Genomic DNA, 16,370 nt, shown 5'->3' on the forward strand with positions numbered 1-16,370 from the left:
TGGTTTGGTCGCGCTTCCTCTCCTCCTTCACGGGGAGTTCACCTCGATATCACTCACGAGGTGCCGCCGGCACCCTTTCTCTGCCCGGTTTGCCGGGTGCTCACCTGGGTTCTCCTGCCATCATCGTTGCTGGTCAGATAGGCCGTGAGTGGTTACGCGATATTCATCTGCGAGTGATCTGAGTGACGCTTCGCCCTTTTACGGTTTCAGAGCACCCACACATTGTTTTCCCAGGAAGGCTTTGATGCGCTCTCCAGCTGCTGAGCACACAGACACTGCCCATCTCGGCTCTCTGAAGCACCAAACGATCCGCGCTCGCATTTTTGCGCTGCTTGCGGTCTTTGCGCTTCTCACACCGGGGCTGACCGCACTCGAAACATGGCAGGCCGCACCTGCTGCCGCAGAGGTCACCGACGAACAGCTGTCCAAGGGCGGCGTACTGCGGACCTCGGAAACCCAGCCGGTTGCTCCCGGCCTGGACCTGACCACTTTCTCCCGCCTCGAACAGCCCGGCTGGAACGAAGGCAGCGTTCTCACCGCTGATCTGGGCGAGTCGACACTTTCAACTGACCTGCGCGACACCGGGACGGTAACGGGACGCGCACCGCTGGACGATGTGATGCACCAGGGTCCGCGTGGAAAAGAAGCTGTTGCCGCAGTCAACGGCACCTTCTTCGACATCAACCACTCCGACGCCCCGATCTACACCTCGGTGAGCAGCGACGGCCTGCGTGCAGGAAATGCGAAGCCTCAGCCGTCCCTGACGATCGATCAGGGCCGTGCAGCAGTCCAGCAGCTTTCCGCGACGGGGACTGCAACACTGCCTGAAGGCAAGAAGCACGAACTTGCCGGCATGAACACCCCGCAGCTGGCCGTGGATGGAATCGGCGTCTACACCTCGGCGTGGGGTGACTATACCCTCGACCGCCCGGTGGGAGCGCCGGACAAGAAGGCTAAGAAGATCGCCGCGGCCGTTATCGAAGACGGCACCGTCACGGAAACCACCGACATTGTCGACAGCTTCGGCAAGCGCCGCGTGGCCGATGGCACCCAGGTGCTCATCGGCCGTGAAGCAGGCGCCGAGACCATCGCCCAGCTGGAAGAGGGCGACAAGGTTGAAATCGAAGTGGGACCGTCTGAAGACGTCGACCTCGGCATCGCAGGATCACACCAGATTCTCACCAACGGCACAGTGCCGAAGATGACCGACAGCCTGGCAACGGGCACCCACCCGCGCACCGCCGTCGGCATCAGCAAAGATGGAACCGAACTGTACGTCATGGTCCTCGACGGCCGCTCAAACAAGTCACGCGGTATGAACCTCACCGAAATCGGTGAGCTGCTGCGCGACATGGGTGCGCACAACGCGCTCAACCTCGACGGCGGTGGATCGTCCGCCATGTCCGCCCGCGTAGCAGGTGATGACGGTCCCAAGATCTGGAACACCCCCTCGGATGGACAGGTGCGCGAGGTGCCCAACGCCCTCGTCTTCTACTCCTCCGCAAAGTCCGACGACACCTCGGGCGTTCAGCTGAGCCTCGGTCTGAAAGGCGAGGGCGCGGTGTTCCCCGGCCTGACCCGCACCGTGAAGGGCACGGGACTGTCCTCCAACCTCTCCCCGGCTGAAGCCGCAGGAAAGTTCAGCGCAGACGCGCCCCTGAAGGTCGCGTCGACTGATAAGAACACAGCCCGCATTACCGGTGAAGAACGCGGAACCGGCACGGTCACCTACAGCGCGGGCGACAATAGCGACGAAACGAAGCTGCGGGTGCTCGGCAAAGCCATCGCCCTGCGCGCCTCGGAGAAGTCACTCAGCCTGCCCGATGCAGACGCCAGCGCGAAGATCACCCTCACCGGTCTTGACGCTGACGGCCAGCGGGCGCGCATCGAAACCTCCGACGTCAAGGTCAGCACCACCGGGGGAGTAGAAGTCGAAGACGACGGACTGGGCACCTGGACCGTTAAGGCGACAGGCGAAACACCCACGGGCAAGATCACCTTCACCGTCGGCGACCTCAGCACCACTGTGACAGTCGCCTACGGAACCAAGGACACTGCCGTGTGGGACTTCTCGGACCCCGAGAACTTCGAAACCGCGAATGCACGCGCGTCCGGCGAGATCGCCAAAGCAGAAGGCCGGGACGGCAAGCCTGCCATCGGCATGAAGTACGACTTCACCACCTCGGCAGCCACCCGCGGCTTCTACCTGGGCTCGAAGGAAACCGAACCCGTCGACGGCACAGCCATCGGCTTCAGCCTCGACGTGAAAAGTGATGGCACAGGCGCGTGGCCCCGTCTGCAGGTGACCGACGCCAATGGCACAGTTGCCAACCTCGACGGGGACCACCTCGAAGAAGAAGGCTGGCAGAAGGTCAGGTTCGCCGTCCCGAACGGCCTGGCGCAGCCTCTGACAGTTGACCGCATCCGCATCATGGAAACCCGACCGGAAGCCCAGTACAAGGGCGACATCGCGGTCTCCAACCTCCAGGTGACAACAGTGCCGACTGCGGAAGGCGAAAAGGACTCCGCAATCCACGACCCGGCACTGCTTGCCCACGGGACCACAGCAGACCGCCCCCAGCGGATCGCCGTGATGAGCGATGCGCAGTTCATCGCCGCTAAGCCAGACTCCGCCGCCGTTGAAGGCGCTCGCCGCACTTTGCGTGAAATCCGCGAAGCTAAGCCTGACCTGCTCATCATCGACGGTGACTTCGTGGACGAAGGGTCGAAGGAGGACTTCGCTCTTGCAAAGAAGATCCTCGACGAAGAGTGGGATAAGAGCATTCCGCACATCTACGTGCCCGGCAACCACGAAATCATGGGCAGCAAAGACATCGGCGTGTTCGAAAAGGAGATCGGCCCGGCAACAACTTCGCAGGACCTCGATGGCACCCGCGTGATCACGCTCAACACCGCTGGCGGTTCGCTGCGCAGTGGTGGAATCGACCAGATCGAAAAGCTTGAAAAGCAGATGGACGAAGTCGCGGCTGATGACAAGCTGACGGGTGTCACGGTGTTCTTCCACCACCCGCCGAACGATCCGCTGCCCACCAAGAGCAGCCAGCTGTCGGATCAGCGTGAAGCTCGTGCTTTTGAGAAGCTCATGGCTGATTTCAAGCGATCCTCGGGTAAGTCGGCTGCGGTCATCAACGGTCACGTCGGTGCTTTCCACGGTTCGGCTGTTGAGGGTGTGACCTATCTGATCAACGGAAACTCGGGTAAGAACCCGGCGGGAACACCGGAAACCGGCGGCTTCACCGGCTGGACGATGCTCGGAATCGACCCGGCCAAGGGCAAGGTCGGAAAGAACCCGTCACCTCAGGACCGCGTGAACTGGCTGGCCGCTGAAACCCGGCCCTGGGTTGACGAGGTGTCTCTCGAGGCCGCCGGTGTTGTTCCGCTCGGTGAGAGCAGCTCGGCTACCGCATCCTTTACGCAGGACGGCCGTACTGTTCCGGTGGCTTGGCCTGTTACCGCTCAGTGGGGCGGCGACGGCGTGCAGGTCGTCGATGGCGGCCAGCAGTTCGAGCGTGCGGCAGCTCAGGACGCTGTCATTCGATTCAATCCGTCCACCGGCGAGATCACAGCTCTTCGCCCGGGAACGGCAAAGCTGAGCGTGACAGTCAATGGCCGTACTGCCACCCAGCAGGTGACAGTTCCTGCAGCTGATAACGAACAGCCGGAGCCGGAAGCGCCGGAGAACCCTGATGAAGGTGACGGTGAAGAACCCGGTGAAGGTGAAGAACCGGGTGAGTCAGAGCCGGGCGGCTCGGACTCAGACGGTTCGGAAGGTGGAGAACCGGGTGACGCCGGCGATGGTCAGTCGGGTGGCGGCACCTCGGAAGACTCGACCGGCAGCGACACCGCAGAAGACAGCGGTTCCGGCAGCGGCACCTCGGCAGAGGGCGCGTCAGCTGGTTCAGGTTCGCAGTCTGGTGCGCTTCCGCGTACGGGAACCGAAGCGGCCGCGCTGGTCGTGCTTGCCCTGGTGGGCATCGGCACGGGCAGTGTGCTGCTGATGGGAACGAGGCGCAAAGCTAAGCACTGACGTGTGTGCCGATAGGCGCCCCTAATGGCAGGGCAGTCACCGCTGACGGTGACTGCCCTGCTGCATTGTGCGGTTGCGTTCAGGCTTCTTCTGGAACCGCGGAGTAAACCGCGAGGTCGCGAACATCGCCGCGAAGCACTTCGCCGTTGCGGCGGATGCCCTCGAATGTGAACCCCGCTTTCTCAGCAACTTTGCGTGACGCTGCATTGTCGGGGTGGACGCAGATTTCAACCCGCTGTGCGCCGCGCCCAAAGGCGAAATCCGTCACGGCTCGCACGGCCGCTGTCATGAGTCCTTTTCCGCGTGCCCACGGGGCGGACATGTAGCCCAACGACACGTAATGGTCGGCGTGGACGCGCACTTCAATCTGCCCCATGTAGCGGTCAGCGTGTTCTGTTGTCGGGGCGGTGATGACCCATGAAGGTTTTGGTGGGTTTGTGCACCAGTCAAGCGCCATGTCGCGGGTGTAGTGCTGGGGGACCCGCGTCCATTCGAGCACCGAGGGGTCGGTGCAGGTGGCCACGAGGTCGTCTGCGTCCTCCAGCCGGTACGGGCGGAGAGTCACAGTGCCGTCAGACAGTTCACTGGAATTGAGGAAAGGGTTCTCGCTGGGCGTCATCGGTCTAGAGTGCGGGGCGCGCTTGTAGAAGTCAATCGTGTACCTGCGGTTCGGAGCAAAGAGTTGGGGCCGCCACCATCGAAGGTGACGGCCCCATCATCGTTGCGGCTCAGTCTAGAATCAGCCCTTCATGCGGCGCACGCGCACCATCACGGCACCTGCCGCGACGAGAGCCGCACCTATGAGTGCGAGCGGAACAGCGGCCGCACCGGTTACCGGCATCGACTGCTTGCCCTTGCTCTTCGCCTTGTCTGCAGCGGAACCGTTGGTGTCGGAACCGGACGAGGTGCCAGTCGACGACCCGCCGGGACCGGACTGGCCGCCCTTATCGCCACCCTTGTCACCGCCGTCGGTGTCACCACCTTCTGAAGGCTGGCCGCTGTTGTCACCGTCGTTGTCGTTGCCCTTGTCGCCAGGGGTTTCCGGCTCTTCTTCGCTCGGTGCCGTGGCGGCGTCGAGAGCCTTCTGGGCATCACGGACAGCGTCCTTGGCCTTGTTCACCTCGGCCAGAGCGTCTTCGTAGGCCTTGGCGGGGGCCTTGAGACCATCGCGGGCAGCTTCAGCCCCTGCGAGAGCCTTCTTCGCATCCTCGAGAGCCTTTTCAGCATCCTCAACAGCCTGGGCCGCCCCCTCGGCCTTACCGTCAGCCTCAGCAAGAGCCGTCTTAGCAGCAGCAACCGCCGCGTCTGCCTTGTCAGCCTTGTCCTGTGCAGCGTCGGCAGCCTTCTTCAGGTCGTCAAGCTGCGGAGTGGCCTCAGCAAGGGCCTTCTGCGCGTCGCCAAGCTCAGACTGTGCCGTCGTCACAGCGCCATCGGCTTTGTCAGCGTCAGCCTGGGCTGTGTCAACTGCAGCGTCCTCGTCAGCCTTGGCCTTCTGAGCTTCCTCTGCTTCCTTCTTCGCTTCGTCGCTCTTGGCCGCGGCATCCTCAGCGGCCTTCGCAGCTGTTTCAGCGTTCGCCTTTTCGGAATCAAGGTCCTTCTGAGCTGCGGTCAGAGCGTCCTGAGCCTTCGTAAGTTCAGCCTCTGCGGTCTGGCATTCCTTAGAAGCAGAAGCCTGTGCGTTCTTCAGGGCCTGCTCGGCTGCCGTGACTTCAGCCTTAGCTTCGTTCAGCGCCTTCTGGGCTTCGTCGACTTCCTTCTTGCCTTCATCGAGGTACTTCTCGTGTTCGGAGATCAGCGCACTGTAGTCCGCAGTAGTGTACGAGGGGGCACTGCTGTCGGTGTACATGGGTGATTTGCGGTCAAACACCTGGCCATGGGCGATGCCATAAATGGTGTCGGATTTGTTGACGACAGCAAAGCCGGTCAGCTCAAAGTCGTCGTTCACTATGTTCTTGTAATGACCGGTGCCCTCCTTATGGCCAACGGGTTCCTGCTCGTAGAGAGCCTTTTCTCTTGTGTACCAACCATCAAATGGGTTGGTGCGACCCCAGGCAAGGTTTTCGTTGCCGACGATGTGCGTACGGTGAGCAAGCACTGTACTCGATGCGTTGGTCTGAATCTGTGAGGCCGCCATGAGCAGTGAATTGACCTTCAAGTCCGTTCGGCTTGGGAAGTGCTCGTCGTTCCCGCGCAGCTCATTGCCCTTGTCGATGTGTCCCAGCGATGCCTTGAAGTTCTTCAGCGTTGTGGCATCGCCTTCTTTGTTGAGCTGAGTTTGGGCAAAGAAATCGCCGTCTTCGTCCGTGAGCGTGCTGATGTCCTTCGTCTGGCCGTTTGAATCCGTGTATTTTCCGGTGGTCAGAAGGTTAAAGGCGCGCTTCGCATCGGCGTCGTTCTTTTCCTCGCCGAGCCAGCGGAAGAAGCCGGCAGTGCCCTGCTGTTCGTCCTTGAGGACCTGCTCGGCCTTCTTCTCAGCGTTGTCCAGCGCAGTCTGCTGTGCAGTCTGGTTCTTCCGGGCATTGTCGAGCTTCTGCTGCGCTTCCTTGACAGCAGGAGTGTCTTCAACAGCGGCGCACGCGGCGTCACGCTTTTCTTTCGCTGTGTTCAGAGCCTGCTGGGCCTTATCTACAGCCGTCTGCGCTTCGTCGCGCTTCTTTTCAGCCGCTGTCTTCTCGCCTGCTGCGTCGTCAGCGGCTTTTTTGGCGTCGTCAGCTTTCTTCTGTGCTGCGTCGGCAGCGGTTTTTGCTTCCGAAGCATCCTTCTTTGCCTCGTTGAGAGCATTCGCAGCGGTCTTTGCCTTGTCCTTAGCCGAGTCGAGAGCTTCCTGCTTTTTCTCGACATCGGCTTTCAGCTTGGCGATTTCTTCGTCGCTCGCGGCTTCTTCGACGGCATCGTCGTAGGCCTTCTGCGCGGCATCGCGCTCCTTTGCGGCCTTGTCGGCTGCGGCCTGCTTGTTGTCAAGGTCCTTCTGGGCCTTGTCCTGCGCCGACTTCGCCGCTTCGTTGGTCTTCTTCGCGTCGTCAAGAGCCTTCTGCGCGGCGTCAGCGTCAGCCTGAGCTGCGTCAACGTCCTTCTGTGCAGCCTCTAGAGCAGCTGGAGCGTCCGGGTCCTGCGCGGCGAGTTCTTCTTCCGCTTTTGCCAGCGCGTCCTTGGCCTTAGCCAGGTCTTCCTCGAGCTGATCAATATCGGACTTCTGCGTATCTGCGGCGGGCGCAGTATCAGCTGGGGCGGCAACTGCAATGCCGCCGAAGGTCATACCGCCAATGAGTGCACCGGCAGTGACAGCAGTCGCAAGACGTCGAACAATGGCCACGGTGGTTCCCTTCCGAGATGCTCGCATCGCCACCCGCTGAGTGCAGCAGATGGCGATGTTCAAACAGACAATGCCCTCCCAAAGACCTGTGCGCAGGGATTTCTGAAGAGCAACTCAGGACTTTACCAGATTCGCATGAATATAGGTACTTATTTCGAAAAAATGACTAGGTGTATCTCACGTGCAGATTACTGGTGCCATCAGTGCCTGCCTACGGTCACGAAGTCAATGAGCTCTTCTACCCGGCCCGACAGGGTCCAGTCGACATCCCCAATGGACTTCACTGAACCCAGAATCCGCTGCCAGGCTCTCGCCGTGTCGGTGTGGTCGGTGTGCGGCCAGCCGATTCGGCGCAAAACGCCCAGCTTCCAGTCTTCGCCGCGCGGCACCTGTGGCCATTCGGCAATCCCAACAACAGAGGGCTTCACTGCCTGCCAAATGTCGACGTACGGATGTCCCGTAACGCGCACGTGCTCAGCCCACGGCTGCCTGGCGACTTCGCTGACGATCCGCGTTTCCTTCGTGCCTTCAATCAGGTGGTCGGCAAGAACACCCACCCGGTGTTCGGCGTCCGGCTGAAATTCGACGAGTGCTTCCATGAGGTCATCCAGGCCGCCCAAGGGTTCGACGACAACGCCTTCGACCCGCAGGTCGTCACCCCAGATCTTCTCGACCAGCTCTGCATCGTGCTTTCCCTCAACCCAGATGCGGCTGCCCCGGGCAACCCGCGCCTTGGTCTGCACGGCACGGCTTCCCGAGGCGGTGCGCCCTGGCTGTTTCTGTGCTGCTGGCCGTGGGCGCACGAGCTCTACCGACTTGCCTTCTAACAGGTAGCCGAAGCCCAGGGGGAAGGCCTGCGTGCGACCGTGCCGGTCTTCAAGGTGGATGAGGAAACCGCCGTTGGTCTTCTCAAGCTTGACGATCGCCCCGACGTAGCCGGTCTCTACCTCTTCAACGACCATTCCGCGTTTGACCTCCACCTGCTGGGTCTTGGGTCGTTGGTGGGTGCGGCCAGAAGAGAGGACATCGCGTCCGTAGCGGTCAGACATGACGACCACGATAACCGCGTGCCAGTGCCGTCGGTCGCATTGTCGTGCGTGGTGTTGCTCGCAGAGCCGACATTCGCAGAGGCAGGGGGGTTTGTATAGATGTGCGCGCATCACTAGAATTGGCACTCTAAGACTGAGAGTGCCAAGACGGCGGAGCTGACACACACCGTCCGGTTGGGTGCAGATGGGAGCGATGCGGGATGAACGACGAGCGGCGCAGCAGAGTTCTGCGGGCCATCGTCGAAGACTATGTGGCCACCAACGAGCCGGTCGGCTCAAAAGCCCTTGTCGAACGCCACAAGCTCGGCGTTTCCTCGGCCACTATCCGCAACGACATGGCGGCACTTGAACAAGAAGGCCTCATCGCACAGCCCCACACGTCAGCCGGCCGCATCCCAACCGATGCGGGATATCGCGCTTTTGTGGACCGCATTGACGACGTCAAACCGCTCTCCAGTGCAGAAAAGCGGGCCATCTCGCAGATTCTGTCCAGCACCCAGAGCATTGACGACACTCTCGCGCAGACAGTCCGACTGCTCTCACGGCTGACTCACCAAGTGGCCCTCATTCAGTACCCGGTGCGAACACAGACCACCATCCGGCGCATCGAGTTGGTCCAGCTGAGCCCTGAGCGGATCCTTGTCATTCTCATCACCGACACCGGCGAAGTCGAACAGCGCATAGTCGAAGTGCTCGACCCGGTTGACGAAGACGATGTCCGGGGCATGCGGCGCGCCTTCAACGAGGTGCTGGAAGATACGCGGCTGGATGCTGTCGAAGACACCCTCAGCGGACTCGCGGTGCCCGCCGCACTCGCGCAGACAGCAACCGCAATCGCTGAACGGCTGGTGGAACTTGCCCGCAGCAAGAGGCAGGACCGGCTGATCATGGCAGGCGCCGCCAACCTCGCCCGAGCAGGCAGTGAGTTCGGCACCCACATGGGTCCGCTGCTCGAAGCAATCGAAGAACAGGTTGTGCTGCTGAAACTGCTCGCGGATATGCAGGCCGACGGAATTGCCGTGCAGATCGGCAGTGAGAACCGCTTCGAAGCCCTGGCCGGAGCATCCCTTATTGCAACCGGCTACGGAACAGAAGACACAACCGCCTCACTGGCAGTTCTTGGCCCCACCCGCATGGACTACCCAACAACAATGGCCGCCGTCAGAGCTGTAGCGAAATACGTGTCAACCATCCTGTCGGACTGACGGGCGCTCTGACCGGCTGATCGTCCGACCGAAGACCGCAAGCACACAACCGAACCCCGAACTTTTCACAGACGCATCCGAACGAAAGAAGAAGCAGTGAGCGATCACTACGAAACACTTGGCGTTGAACGCGACGCTTCCGCAGACGACATCAAAAAGGCCTACCGGAAGCTCGCCCGCAAGTACCACCCGGACGTCAATCCCGGCCACGAAGACGAATTCAAAAAAGTCTCCGTCGCCTACGAAACACTGTCCGACCCGGATAAGCGACGCCAGTACGACATGGGCGGATCCACTGGCGGTGCAGGCGGATTCGGCGGCTTCTCTGACCTGTTCGACACGTTCTTCGGCGGGGGAGGACCTCGCCATGCTGGCCCGCCGAACCAGCGCGTGCGCCCCGGCCGCGATGCCCTCGTGGAACTCACCATCGACCTCGAAACCGCTGTCTTCGGCGGAAAAGAGGACATTCGCGTGCAGACGGCCGTCACGTGCGAAACCTGCCACGGCGGCGGTGCCCGCGAAGGCACCAAACCCGAAACCTGCAGCCTGTGCCACGGAGCGGGCACCATTTCGGCTGTTCAGCGGACCATCCTGGGTGACATGCGCACCCAGCAGGTGTGCGGTAACTGCTCCGGCTACGGCGATGTCATCAAAGACCCCTGCAACAGCTGTGGCGGTGAAGGCCGCGTGCGCGAAGAGAAGACCCTCGCCGTCAAGATTCCCGCCGGTGTGCACGACGGCACCCGCATCCTCCTGTCCGGCCACGGTGAGGTCGGCCCCGGCGGCGGCCCGGCTGGTGACCTCCACATCGAAATCACCGTCCGCGAGCACGACGTCTTCACTCGTGACGGCGACAACCTGCGAGCTGAACTGTCTGTGCCCATGACCACCGCGGCTCTCGGCAGCACCGTCACACTCGAAACCTTCGACGGTCCGCGTGAACTCACGATCGAACCGGGCACCCAGACCGGCACCGTGGAAACACTGTCCGGACTCGGTGCGGGCCGCCTGCGCCGTGAAAGCCGCGGCGACCTGCTGGTGACGGTCGTCGTGCAGACGCCCACCAAACTCAGCGGTGAACAGAAGAAGCTCCTGCAGCAGCTCTCAGAAATGCGCGGCGAAGACTCTGCCGACCACGGTCTGCAGAAGAAGTCCAAGAGCCCCTTCAGCCGCTTCCGCGAAAGGTTCGCACACAGGTCGTGACTCTTCCGGTCTTCTACACTGACGCCCCGCTGGCGAATGCCAGCCCCGGCCAGAGCCTGCCGATCACCGGCCAGGCACACCACCACGCCGTGATCGTGCGGCGGATGAAAGCCGGCGAAGCCCTGGAGCTCACCGACGGGGCTGGCCTGCGGGTGCGCGGGGTTCTCGAATCGGCTTCTAAAGAAGCCGCTACCCTCATCATTCACGAGGTGGAGCGCGAGCATCCGCAGACCCCTCGGCTTGGTCTGATCCAGGCTTTGGCTAAGGGCGATCGCGATCTGGCGGCAGTGGAAACCGCGGTTGAAGTCGGCGTCGACGTGGTTGTTCCGTGGCAGGCGCAGCGCTCAATCGTGCAGTGGAAAGGTTCGAAGGCAGCCAAAGCACACGACAAATGGGCCAACCTCATCCAGGCGGCAGCCCTCCAGTCCCGGCGCGTGAACTTTCCACAGCTCGAGCAGCTGAGCTCCACCTCGTTCGCCGTCCAGAAAGCGCGCGAAGGCGCGCTCGTCATCGTTCTGCACGAAAGCGGAACCCGGCCCTTCGTGCAGACCCTGCGCAGTGAGCTCAGCCAGCGTGAAGCGCATGAAATCTACGTGGTCGTCGGCCCCGAGGGCGGTATCACGGACGCAGAACAACAGCAGATGCAAGAGGCTGGAGCCGTCACTGCAGTGCTCGGCCCTACGGTTCTGCGGGCATCTTCGGCAGGCCCAATCGCACTCGCCCTGGCCCAACAAGAACTGGGGCGCTGGGACCCGTCCGAAAACAGCTAGGCTGGTAGAAGACAACTGAGGAAAGGAAGCTCTCCTGGACACTGACCAGAGCACCGCACTGTCCGTTCCCGAATCCGTCGACCTCATCGCACTGTACGGACCGCAGGATCAGAACCTGCGGACAGTCGAAAAGCTGTTCCCCGACGTCAAAATCCATGTCCGCCAGCGCACCATCCAGCTGACCGGCGACCCCACGAGTGTGGCCCGCGTGACCGAAGTTTTCGGCCACATGCGCAAAATCATTGCTAGCGGCGGCCGCCTGGACCCCGAAGCCGTGTCCCGCGTGGCGGGAATGCTCGATGACGGGCAGGACTCGGCGAAGGTCATGACCGACAACATTCTCTCCACCCGCGGCAAGACCGTACGGCCGAAGACTTTCGGCCAGCACGAATACGTCACCTCGATCCGCGAGAACACCATCACGTTCGGCATCGGCCCGGCAGGTACCGGCAAGACCTACCTGGCAATCGCCATGGCTGTGCGCGCCCTGCAGAACCAGGAGGTCTCCCGCATCATCCTGGCCCGCCCAGCGGTCGAAGCGGGGGAGAAGCTCGGCTTCCTGCCCGGCACTCTTGACGAAAAGATCGACCCGTACGTGCGGCCGCTGTATGACGCGCTGCACGACATGATCGAAGCCGAGCGCATCTCATCGCTGCTGGACCAGGGGATCATCGAAGTGGCCCCACTGGCCTACATGCGCGGCCGCACACTCAACGACGCATTCATCATCCTCGACGAAGCACAGAACACCACGCCCGAGCAGATGAAGATGTTCCTGACCCGCCTGGGCTTCAATTCCCGCATGGTCGTCACCGGCGACACCAGCCAGATCGACCTGCCCGGCGGAACGAACTCTGGACTCAACGTGGTTCAGTCGATCCTCGGCAATGTCGACGACATCAAATTCCACCGGCTGACCGCGAAAGACGTCGTTCGACACTCACTCGTGACGAAGATCGTCCAAGCCTACGAAGAATGGGCGTAGAACAGCACCGACCATGAGCATAGAAATCCACAACGAAACACCCGCGGACGTCGACCTTGAAGCGGTGCGCGGCGTAGCTGCACTCGCGTTGGAACATCTGCAGATCCACCCGGATGTTGAACTGTCCATCCAGTTCATCGACACCGAACAGATGAGCCAGCTGCACGTGCAGTGGATGGACCTTGAAGGCCCCACCGACGTCATGTCCTTCCCCATGGACGAACTGCAGCCGGGCGCTCAGGCCGGCATGCTTGGTGACATCGTCATCTGCCCTGACGTCGCACAGCAGCAGGCAGAAGCCAACGGCCACAGCCAAGCTGACGAAATCCAGCTGCTCACCGTCCACGGTGTTCTCCATCTGGCCGGCTACGACCACGGAACGGCTGAAGAAAAGCAGGAGATGTTCGGCAAACAGGCCGATATTCTTCGCGCCTGGTTTGCCCGCACAGAACCCGAGCGAACGCGGCTGCCGATCCCCACGGAGTCCTAAGTGGAAATAGCCCTGAACTTCCTGCTGGCACTGCTGAGCCTCACCCTGGCGGCGGTGCTGGCAGCTGCTGACGCCGCGTTTTCCACAGTCAGCCATCACGAAGTCGAAGAAGCAGTCGAGGACGGCAAGCGCACAGCCCCGAAGGCTGAGCGGATCCTGAAAGACCTGCCCACGCACATCAACGTGCTGACCTTTGTGCGGCAGCTGTTTGAAACTGCTGCCGTCGTGTTCACCCTGCTGGGCTTTACAAGCTTCATCGACAGCATGCCCACAGCGCTCATTGTCACCGCCCTGACATCAGCTGTCGCCGTGTTCGTCATCGCAGGCGTTTCGCCCAGGACAATCGGGCGACGCAAAAACCTCACGGTTGTGCTTGCTTCGGCTCCGCTGGTCTCCGGCCTGCGCCAAGCGCTCGGCCCGGTGGCCCGCGTGCTCGTATGGCTGGGCAACATGCTCACCCCGGCAAAGGTGTTCCGCGATGGCCCGTTCGTGACAGAAGAGCAGCTGCGCGACCTCGTGGATCGGGCCAGCGCGGGCAACATCATCGAAGACGACGAACGCGACATGATCGAAAGCGTCTTCAACTTGGGCGACACCCGGGCGTACAAAGTCATGGTGCCCAGGCCCGACCTCGTGTACCTGCGCTCTGAAAGCACACTCGAACATGCCATGACGGTGTTCCTGCGCTCGGGCTTTTCGCGCATCCCGGTTGTGGGCAAGGATCTTGACGACGTCCGCGGCATCGTGTTCCTCAAGGACGTCGCCCGGCGCCTGCACACCCACCCTGAGGATCGCGACCAGCCGGCCCTCGACATCGCCCGCCCCGTGACTTTCGTGCCGGACACCAAAACGGTGGACTCGCTCCTGCGCTTCATGCAGGTCGAAGCGACTCACATGGTCATCATCGTCGACGAGTACGGCGGCACCGCCGGTCTGATCACAATTGAGGACATCGTCGAAGAGATCGTCGGGGAAATCGCCGATGAGTACGACCGCGATGAAGACGACATCGTTCCGCTCGAAGGCGGGGGAGCGCGCGTTGCTACCCGCACCGACATCGAGGACGTTGCAGAATACTTTGACGTGCGGATCGACGAGGAAGACGTCACCACCGTCGGCGGTCTGCTGGCAAGCGAACTGGGCGAGGTGCCGATCGCCGGCTCCGAGGCCGTCATCAGCGGGCTGCGGCTGGTTGCCGAGCCCGGTCAGGGTCGCCGCCACCGCATCAGCCACGTCATCATCACCCGGGAGGAAGAATGAGTCTGTTCCGCGAAGTTCCCGACGACTTCCGCGCTGGTTTTGCCTGCTTCGTCGGCCGCCCCAACGCTGGCAAGTCGACGCTGACGAATGCGCTGGTCGGCACGAAGATCGCCATCACATCGTCGAAGCCGCAGACCACGCGTCACACGATCCGCGGGATCGTCCACCGGGATGACCACCAGCTGGTTCTTGTCGACACCCCCGGTCTGCACCGTCCGCGCACCCTGCTGGGTTCACGCCTGAACGACCTTGTAGCCGACACTCTGCGCAGCGTTGACGTCATTGCGCTGTGCATCCCCGCAGATGAAAAGATCGGCCCCGGTGACCGCTACATCGCCGAACAGCTGGCTGATTCACGGGGCTCCACACCGGTCGTCTGCATTGTGACGAAAGCCGACAAGGTCGACCGTGCTGGCCTTGTTGAGGCTCTCACCGCCGCCGGTGAGCTCATGGACTTCGCGGACATCGTTCCGGTGTCCGCTGTTGATGACTTCCAGGTCGACACGGTCGACGAGGTTCTCGCCAAACACCTGCCGCTGAGTCCGCCGCTGTACCCGGACGGGGACATCACGGACGAACCCGAACGAGTCCTCATTGCGGAGTTCGTTCGCGAGGCCGCACTCGAAGACATTCGCGACGAACTGCCGCACTCCCTAGCGGTGCAGGTCGAAGAGATCCGCCCTCGTGAAGACCGGCCAGAAGACCGTCCCCTCATGGAGGTCTACGTCAACATGTACGTGGAGCGGCAGAGTCAGAAGGCCATCATCATCGGCCGAGGCGGATCTCGCCTGAAAGAGGTCGGTCGCAAGGCGCGCAAGCACATTGAGGGCATCCTCGGCACCCCTGTCTACCTGGACCTGCACGTGAAGGTTGCGAAGGACTGGCAGCGTGATCCGCGGGCTCTGGGTCGCCTGGGCTTCGAATTCGAATAGGCGTCGCTGCGGGCTGACGTCGGTGCCGTCCGGCGCATCCGGCTACACTTGCCGGCGTGACTCAAGCCGTTCATCTCACCGACCGTGACCCCCGCGTCAACCGCGACGAACTTCTCGCCGACTTCGTACCGCCTCCGCAGTTCGAAGGGGTGTCCTTCGACAGCTACCAACCGGACCCGGCCCAGCCGTCCCAGTCGCAGGCGCGAGACAGCCTGCAGGCTTTTGCGCAGGCCGGACGAGGTGGAAGAGGACTGTTCAAGAAGCTCTTCGGCAAGGGCGACAAGTTAGCTGAGAAGGGCATCTACCTAGACGGCGGCTACGGTGTCGGCAAAACCCACCTGCTGGCCTCAGCGTGGCACGCCTCTGAGAAGCCGGCCGCGTTCGGCACGTTCGTCGAATACACCAACCTCATCGGCGCTCTGGGCTTTCCCACTGCCAAAGCAGAGCTCGAAAAGATGAAGCTTGTCTGCATTGACGAGTTCGAACTCGATGATCCCGGCGACACCGTCATGATGTCGCGTCTGATGCGCGAACTGACCGATGCCGGCACGAAGATCGTCGCCACCTCAAACACTCTGCCCGGTGCTCTGGGGCAGGGACGCTTTGCCGCACAGGACTTCCTGCGTGAAATTCAGGCGCTGTCTGATCAGTTCGACGTGCTGCGAATCGACGGTGATGACTACCGCCACCGTGAAATCACCGAACCGCCGGAGCCCTTGGGCGATGAAGAGCTCGCAAGTGCCGAGGAGAAGGTTCTGAGTGATGGGCGAGTGCTTGCGACTGATGAGTTCCCCGAACTCGTTGAGCACCTGCAGCGAATCCACCCTTCGAAGTACCGCAGGCTCATTGATGGTGTGCAGTTTGCCTCGTGGCGGCAAGTTGAGCCGATCAGCAACGAAGGTGTCGCGCTGCGCTTTGTGGCTCTCGTCGACCGCCTGTACGACGCTGACATCGGGATAGTGAACTCCGGTATCCGCCTGGACAAGATCTTCTCTGACGAAATGCTCGGTGGGGGATACCGAAAGAAGTACATGCGCTGCCTTTCGCGCATGACAGCGCTGTCGTCGAAGTCTGTCGACGGCGCTGATGAGAGCGGAAGCTGACCGGATTTACGG

Annotated in this window: 12 protein-coding genes; 9 read left to right on the forward strand and 3 right to left on the reverse strand. The window is 61.9% G+C overall.

Features of this window, described 5'->3' with window-relative positions:
* Nucleotides 1–244 precede the first annotated feature (244 nt).
* Entirely contained in the window at nt 245–4,048 is a 3,804-nt protein-coding gene (locus Bravens_RS05355; protein WP_062021044.1) for a phosphodiester glycosidase family protein, read from the forward strand.
* Between the two features lie 79 nt (nt 4,049–4,127).
* Here Bravens_RS05355 and Bravens_RS05360 read toward each other — a convergent pair whose 3' ends face one another.
* The 3 genes from Bravens_RS05360 to Bravens_RS05370 form a co-directional block, all read right to left on the reverse strand.
* A complete protein-coding gene (locus tag Bravens_RS05360) occupies nt 4,128–4,667 on the reverse strand; it encodes a GNAT family N-acetyltransferase (RefSeq protein WP_062021047.1) in 540 nt (179 codons plus the stop codon).
* 120 nt (nt 4,668–4,787) lie between these two features.
* A complete protein-coding gene (locus tag Bravens_RS05365; protein ID WP_062021050.1) occupies nt 4,788–7,361 on the reverse strand; it encodes a hypothetical protein in 2,574 nt (857 codons plus the stop codon).
* 200 nt (nt 7,362–7,561) lie between these two features.
* Nucleotides 7,562–8,410, reverse strand: a complete 849-nt coding sequence (locus Bravens_RS05370; protein WP_062022264.1) for a DUF3097 domain-containing protein — start codon at nt 8,408–8,410, stop codon at nt 7,562–7,564.
* 200 nt (nt 8,411–8,610) lie between these two features.
* Between Bravens_RS05370 and hrcA the strand changes: the two genes are divergently transcribed.
* The 8 genes from hrcA (at nt 8,611) to zapE (ending at nt 16,358) form a co-directional block, all read left to right on the forward strand.
* Complete coding sequence (gene hrcA, locus Bravens_RS05375) at nt 8,611–9,615, forward strand: heat-inducible transcriptional repressor HrcA (protein WP_062021052.1); 1,005 nt, start codon at nt 8,611–8,613, stop codon at nt 9,613–9,615.
* A gap of 96 nt (nt 9,616–9,711) precedes the next feature.
* Nucleotides 9,712–10,818, forward strand: coding sequence for a molecular chaperone DnaJ (dnaJ, locus tag Bravens_RS05380; RefSeq protein ID WP_062021055.1), 1,107 nt, complete (start codon nt 9,712–9,714; stop codon nt 10,816–10,818).
* Nucleotides 10,815–11,588: a 16S rRNA (uracil(1498)-N(3))-methyltransferase gene (locus tag Bravens_RS05385; protein ID WP_062021058.1), complete on the forward strand. Its 774-nt coding sequence runs from the start codon at nt 10,815–10,817 to the stop codon at nt 11,586–11,588. Before dnaJ ends, Bravens_RS05385 begins: the two co-directional genes overlap by 4 nt.
* 34 nt (nt 11,589–11,622) lie before the next feature.
* On the forward strand, nt 11,623–12,573 hold the full coding sequence (locus tag Bravens_RS05390) for a PhoH family protein (RefSeq protein WP_239232623.1): 951 nt from the start codon (nt 11,623–11,625) through the stop codon (nt 12,571–12,573).
* A gap of 13 nt (nt 12,574–12,586) precedes the next feature.
* Nucleotides 12,587–13,063 carry an rRNA maturation RNase YbeY gene (gene ybeY, locus Bravens_RS05395; protein WP_019175157.1) on the forward strand — a complete coding sequence of 159 codons (477 nt, stop codon included), beginning with the start codon at nt 12,587–12,589 and terminating at the stop codon, nt 13,061–13,063.
* Nucleotides 13,064–14,323: a hemolysin family protein gene (locus tag Bravens_RS05400; RefSeq protein WP_062021063.1), complete on the forward strand. Its 1,260-nt coding sequence runs from the start codon at nt 13,064–13,066 to the stop codon at nt 14,321–14,323.
* Nucleotides 14,320–15,255, forward strand: a complete 936-nt coding sequence (gene era, locus Bravens_RS05405) for a GTPase Era (protein WP_019175155.1) — start codon at nt 14,320–14,322, stop codon at nt 15,253–15,255. The genes Bravens_RS05400 and era overlap by 4 nt, the downstream gene beginning before the upstream one ends.
* Nucleotides 15,256–15,311: 56 nt before the next feature.
* A complete protein-coding gene (gene zapE, locus Bravens_RS05410; protein ID WP_062021066.1) occupies nt 15,312–16,358 on the forward strand; it encodes a cell division protein ZapE in 1,047 nt (348 codons plus the stop codon).
* The last annotated feature ends 12 nt before the right edge of the window (nt 16,359–16,370 follow it).

Source organism: Brevibacterium ravenspurgense (assembly GCF_001584615.1).
In the GTDB taxonomy this organism is placed as follows: domain Bacteria; phylum Actinomycetota; class Actinomycetes; order Actinomycetales; family Brevibacteriaceae; genus Brevibacterium; species Brevibacterium ravenspurgense.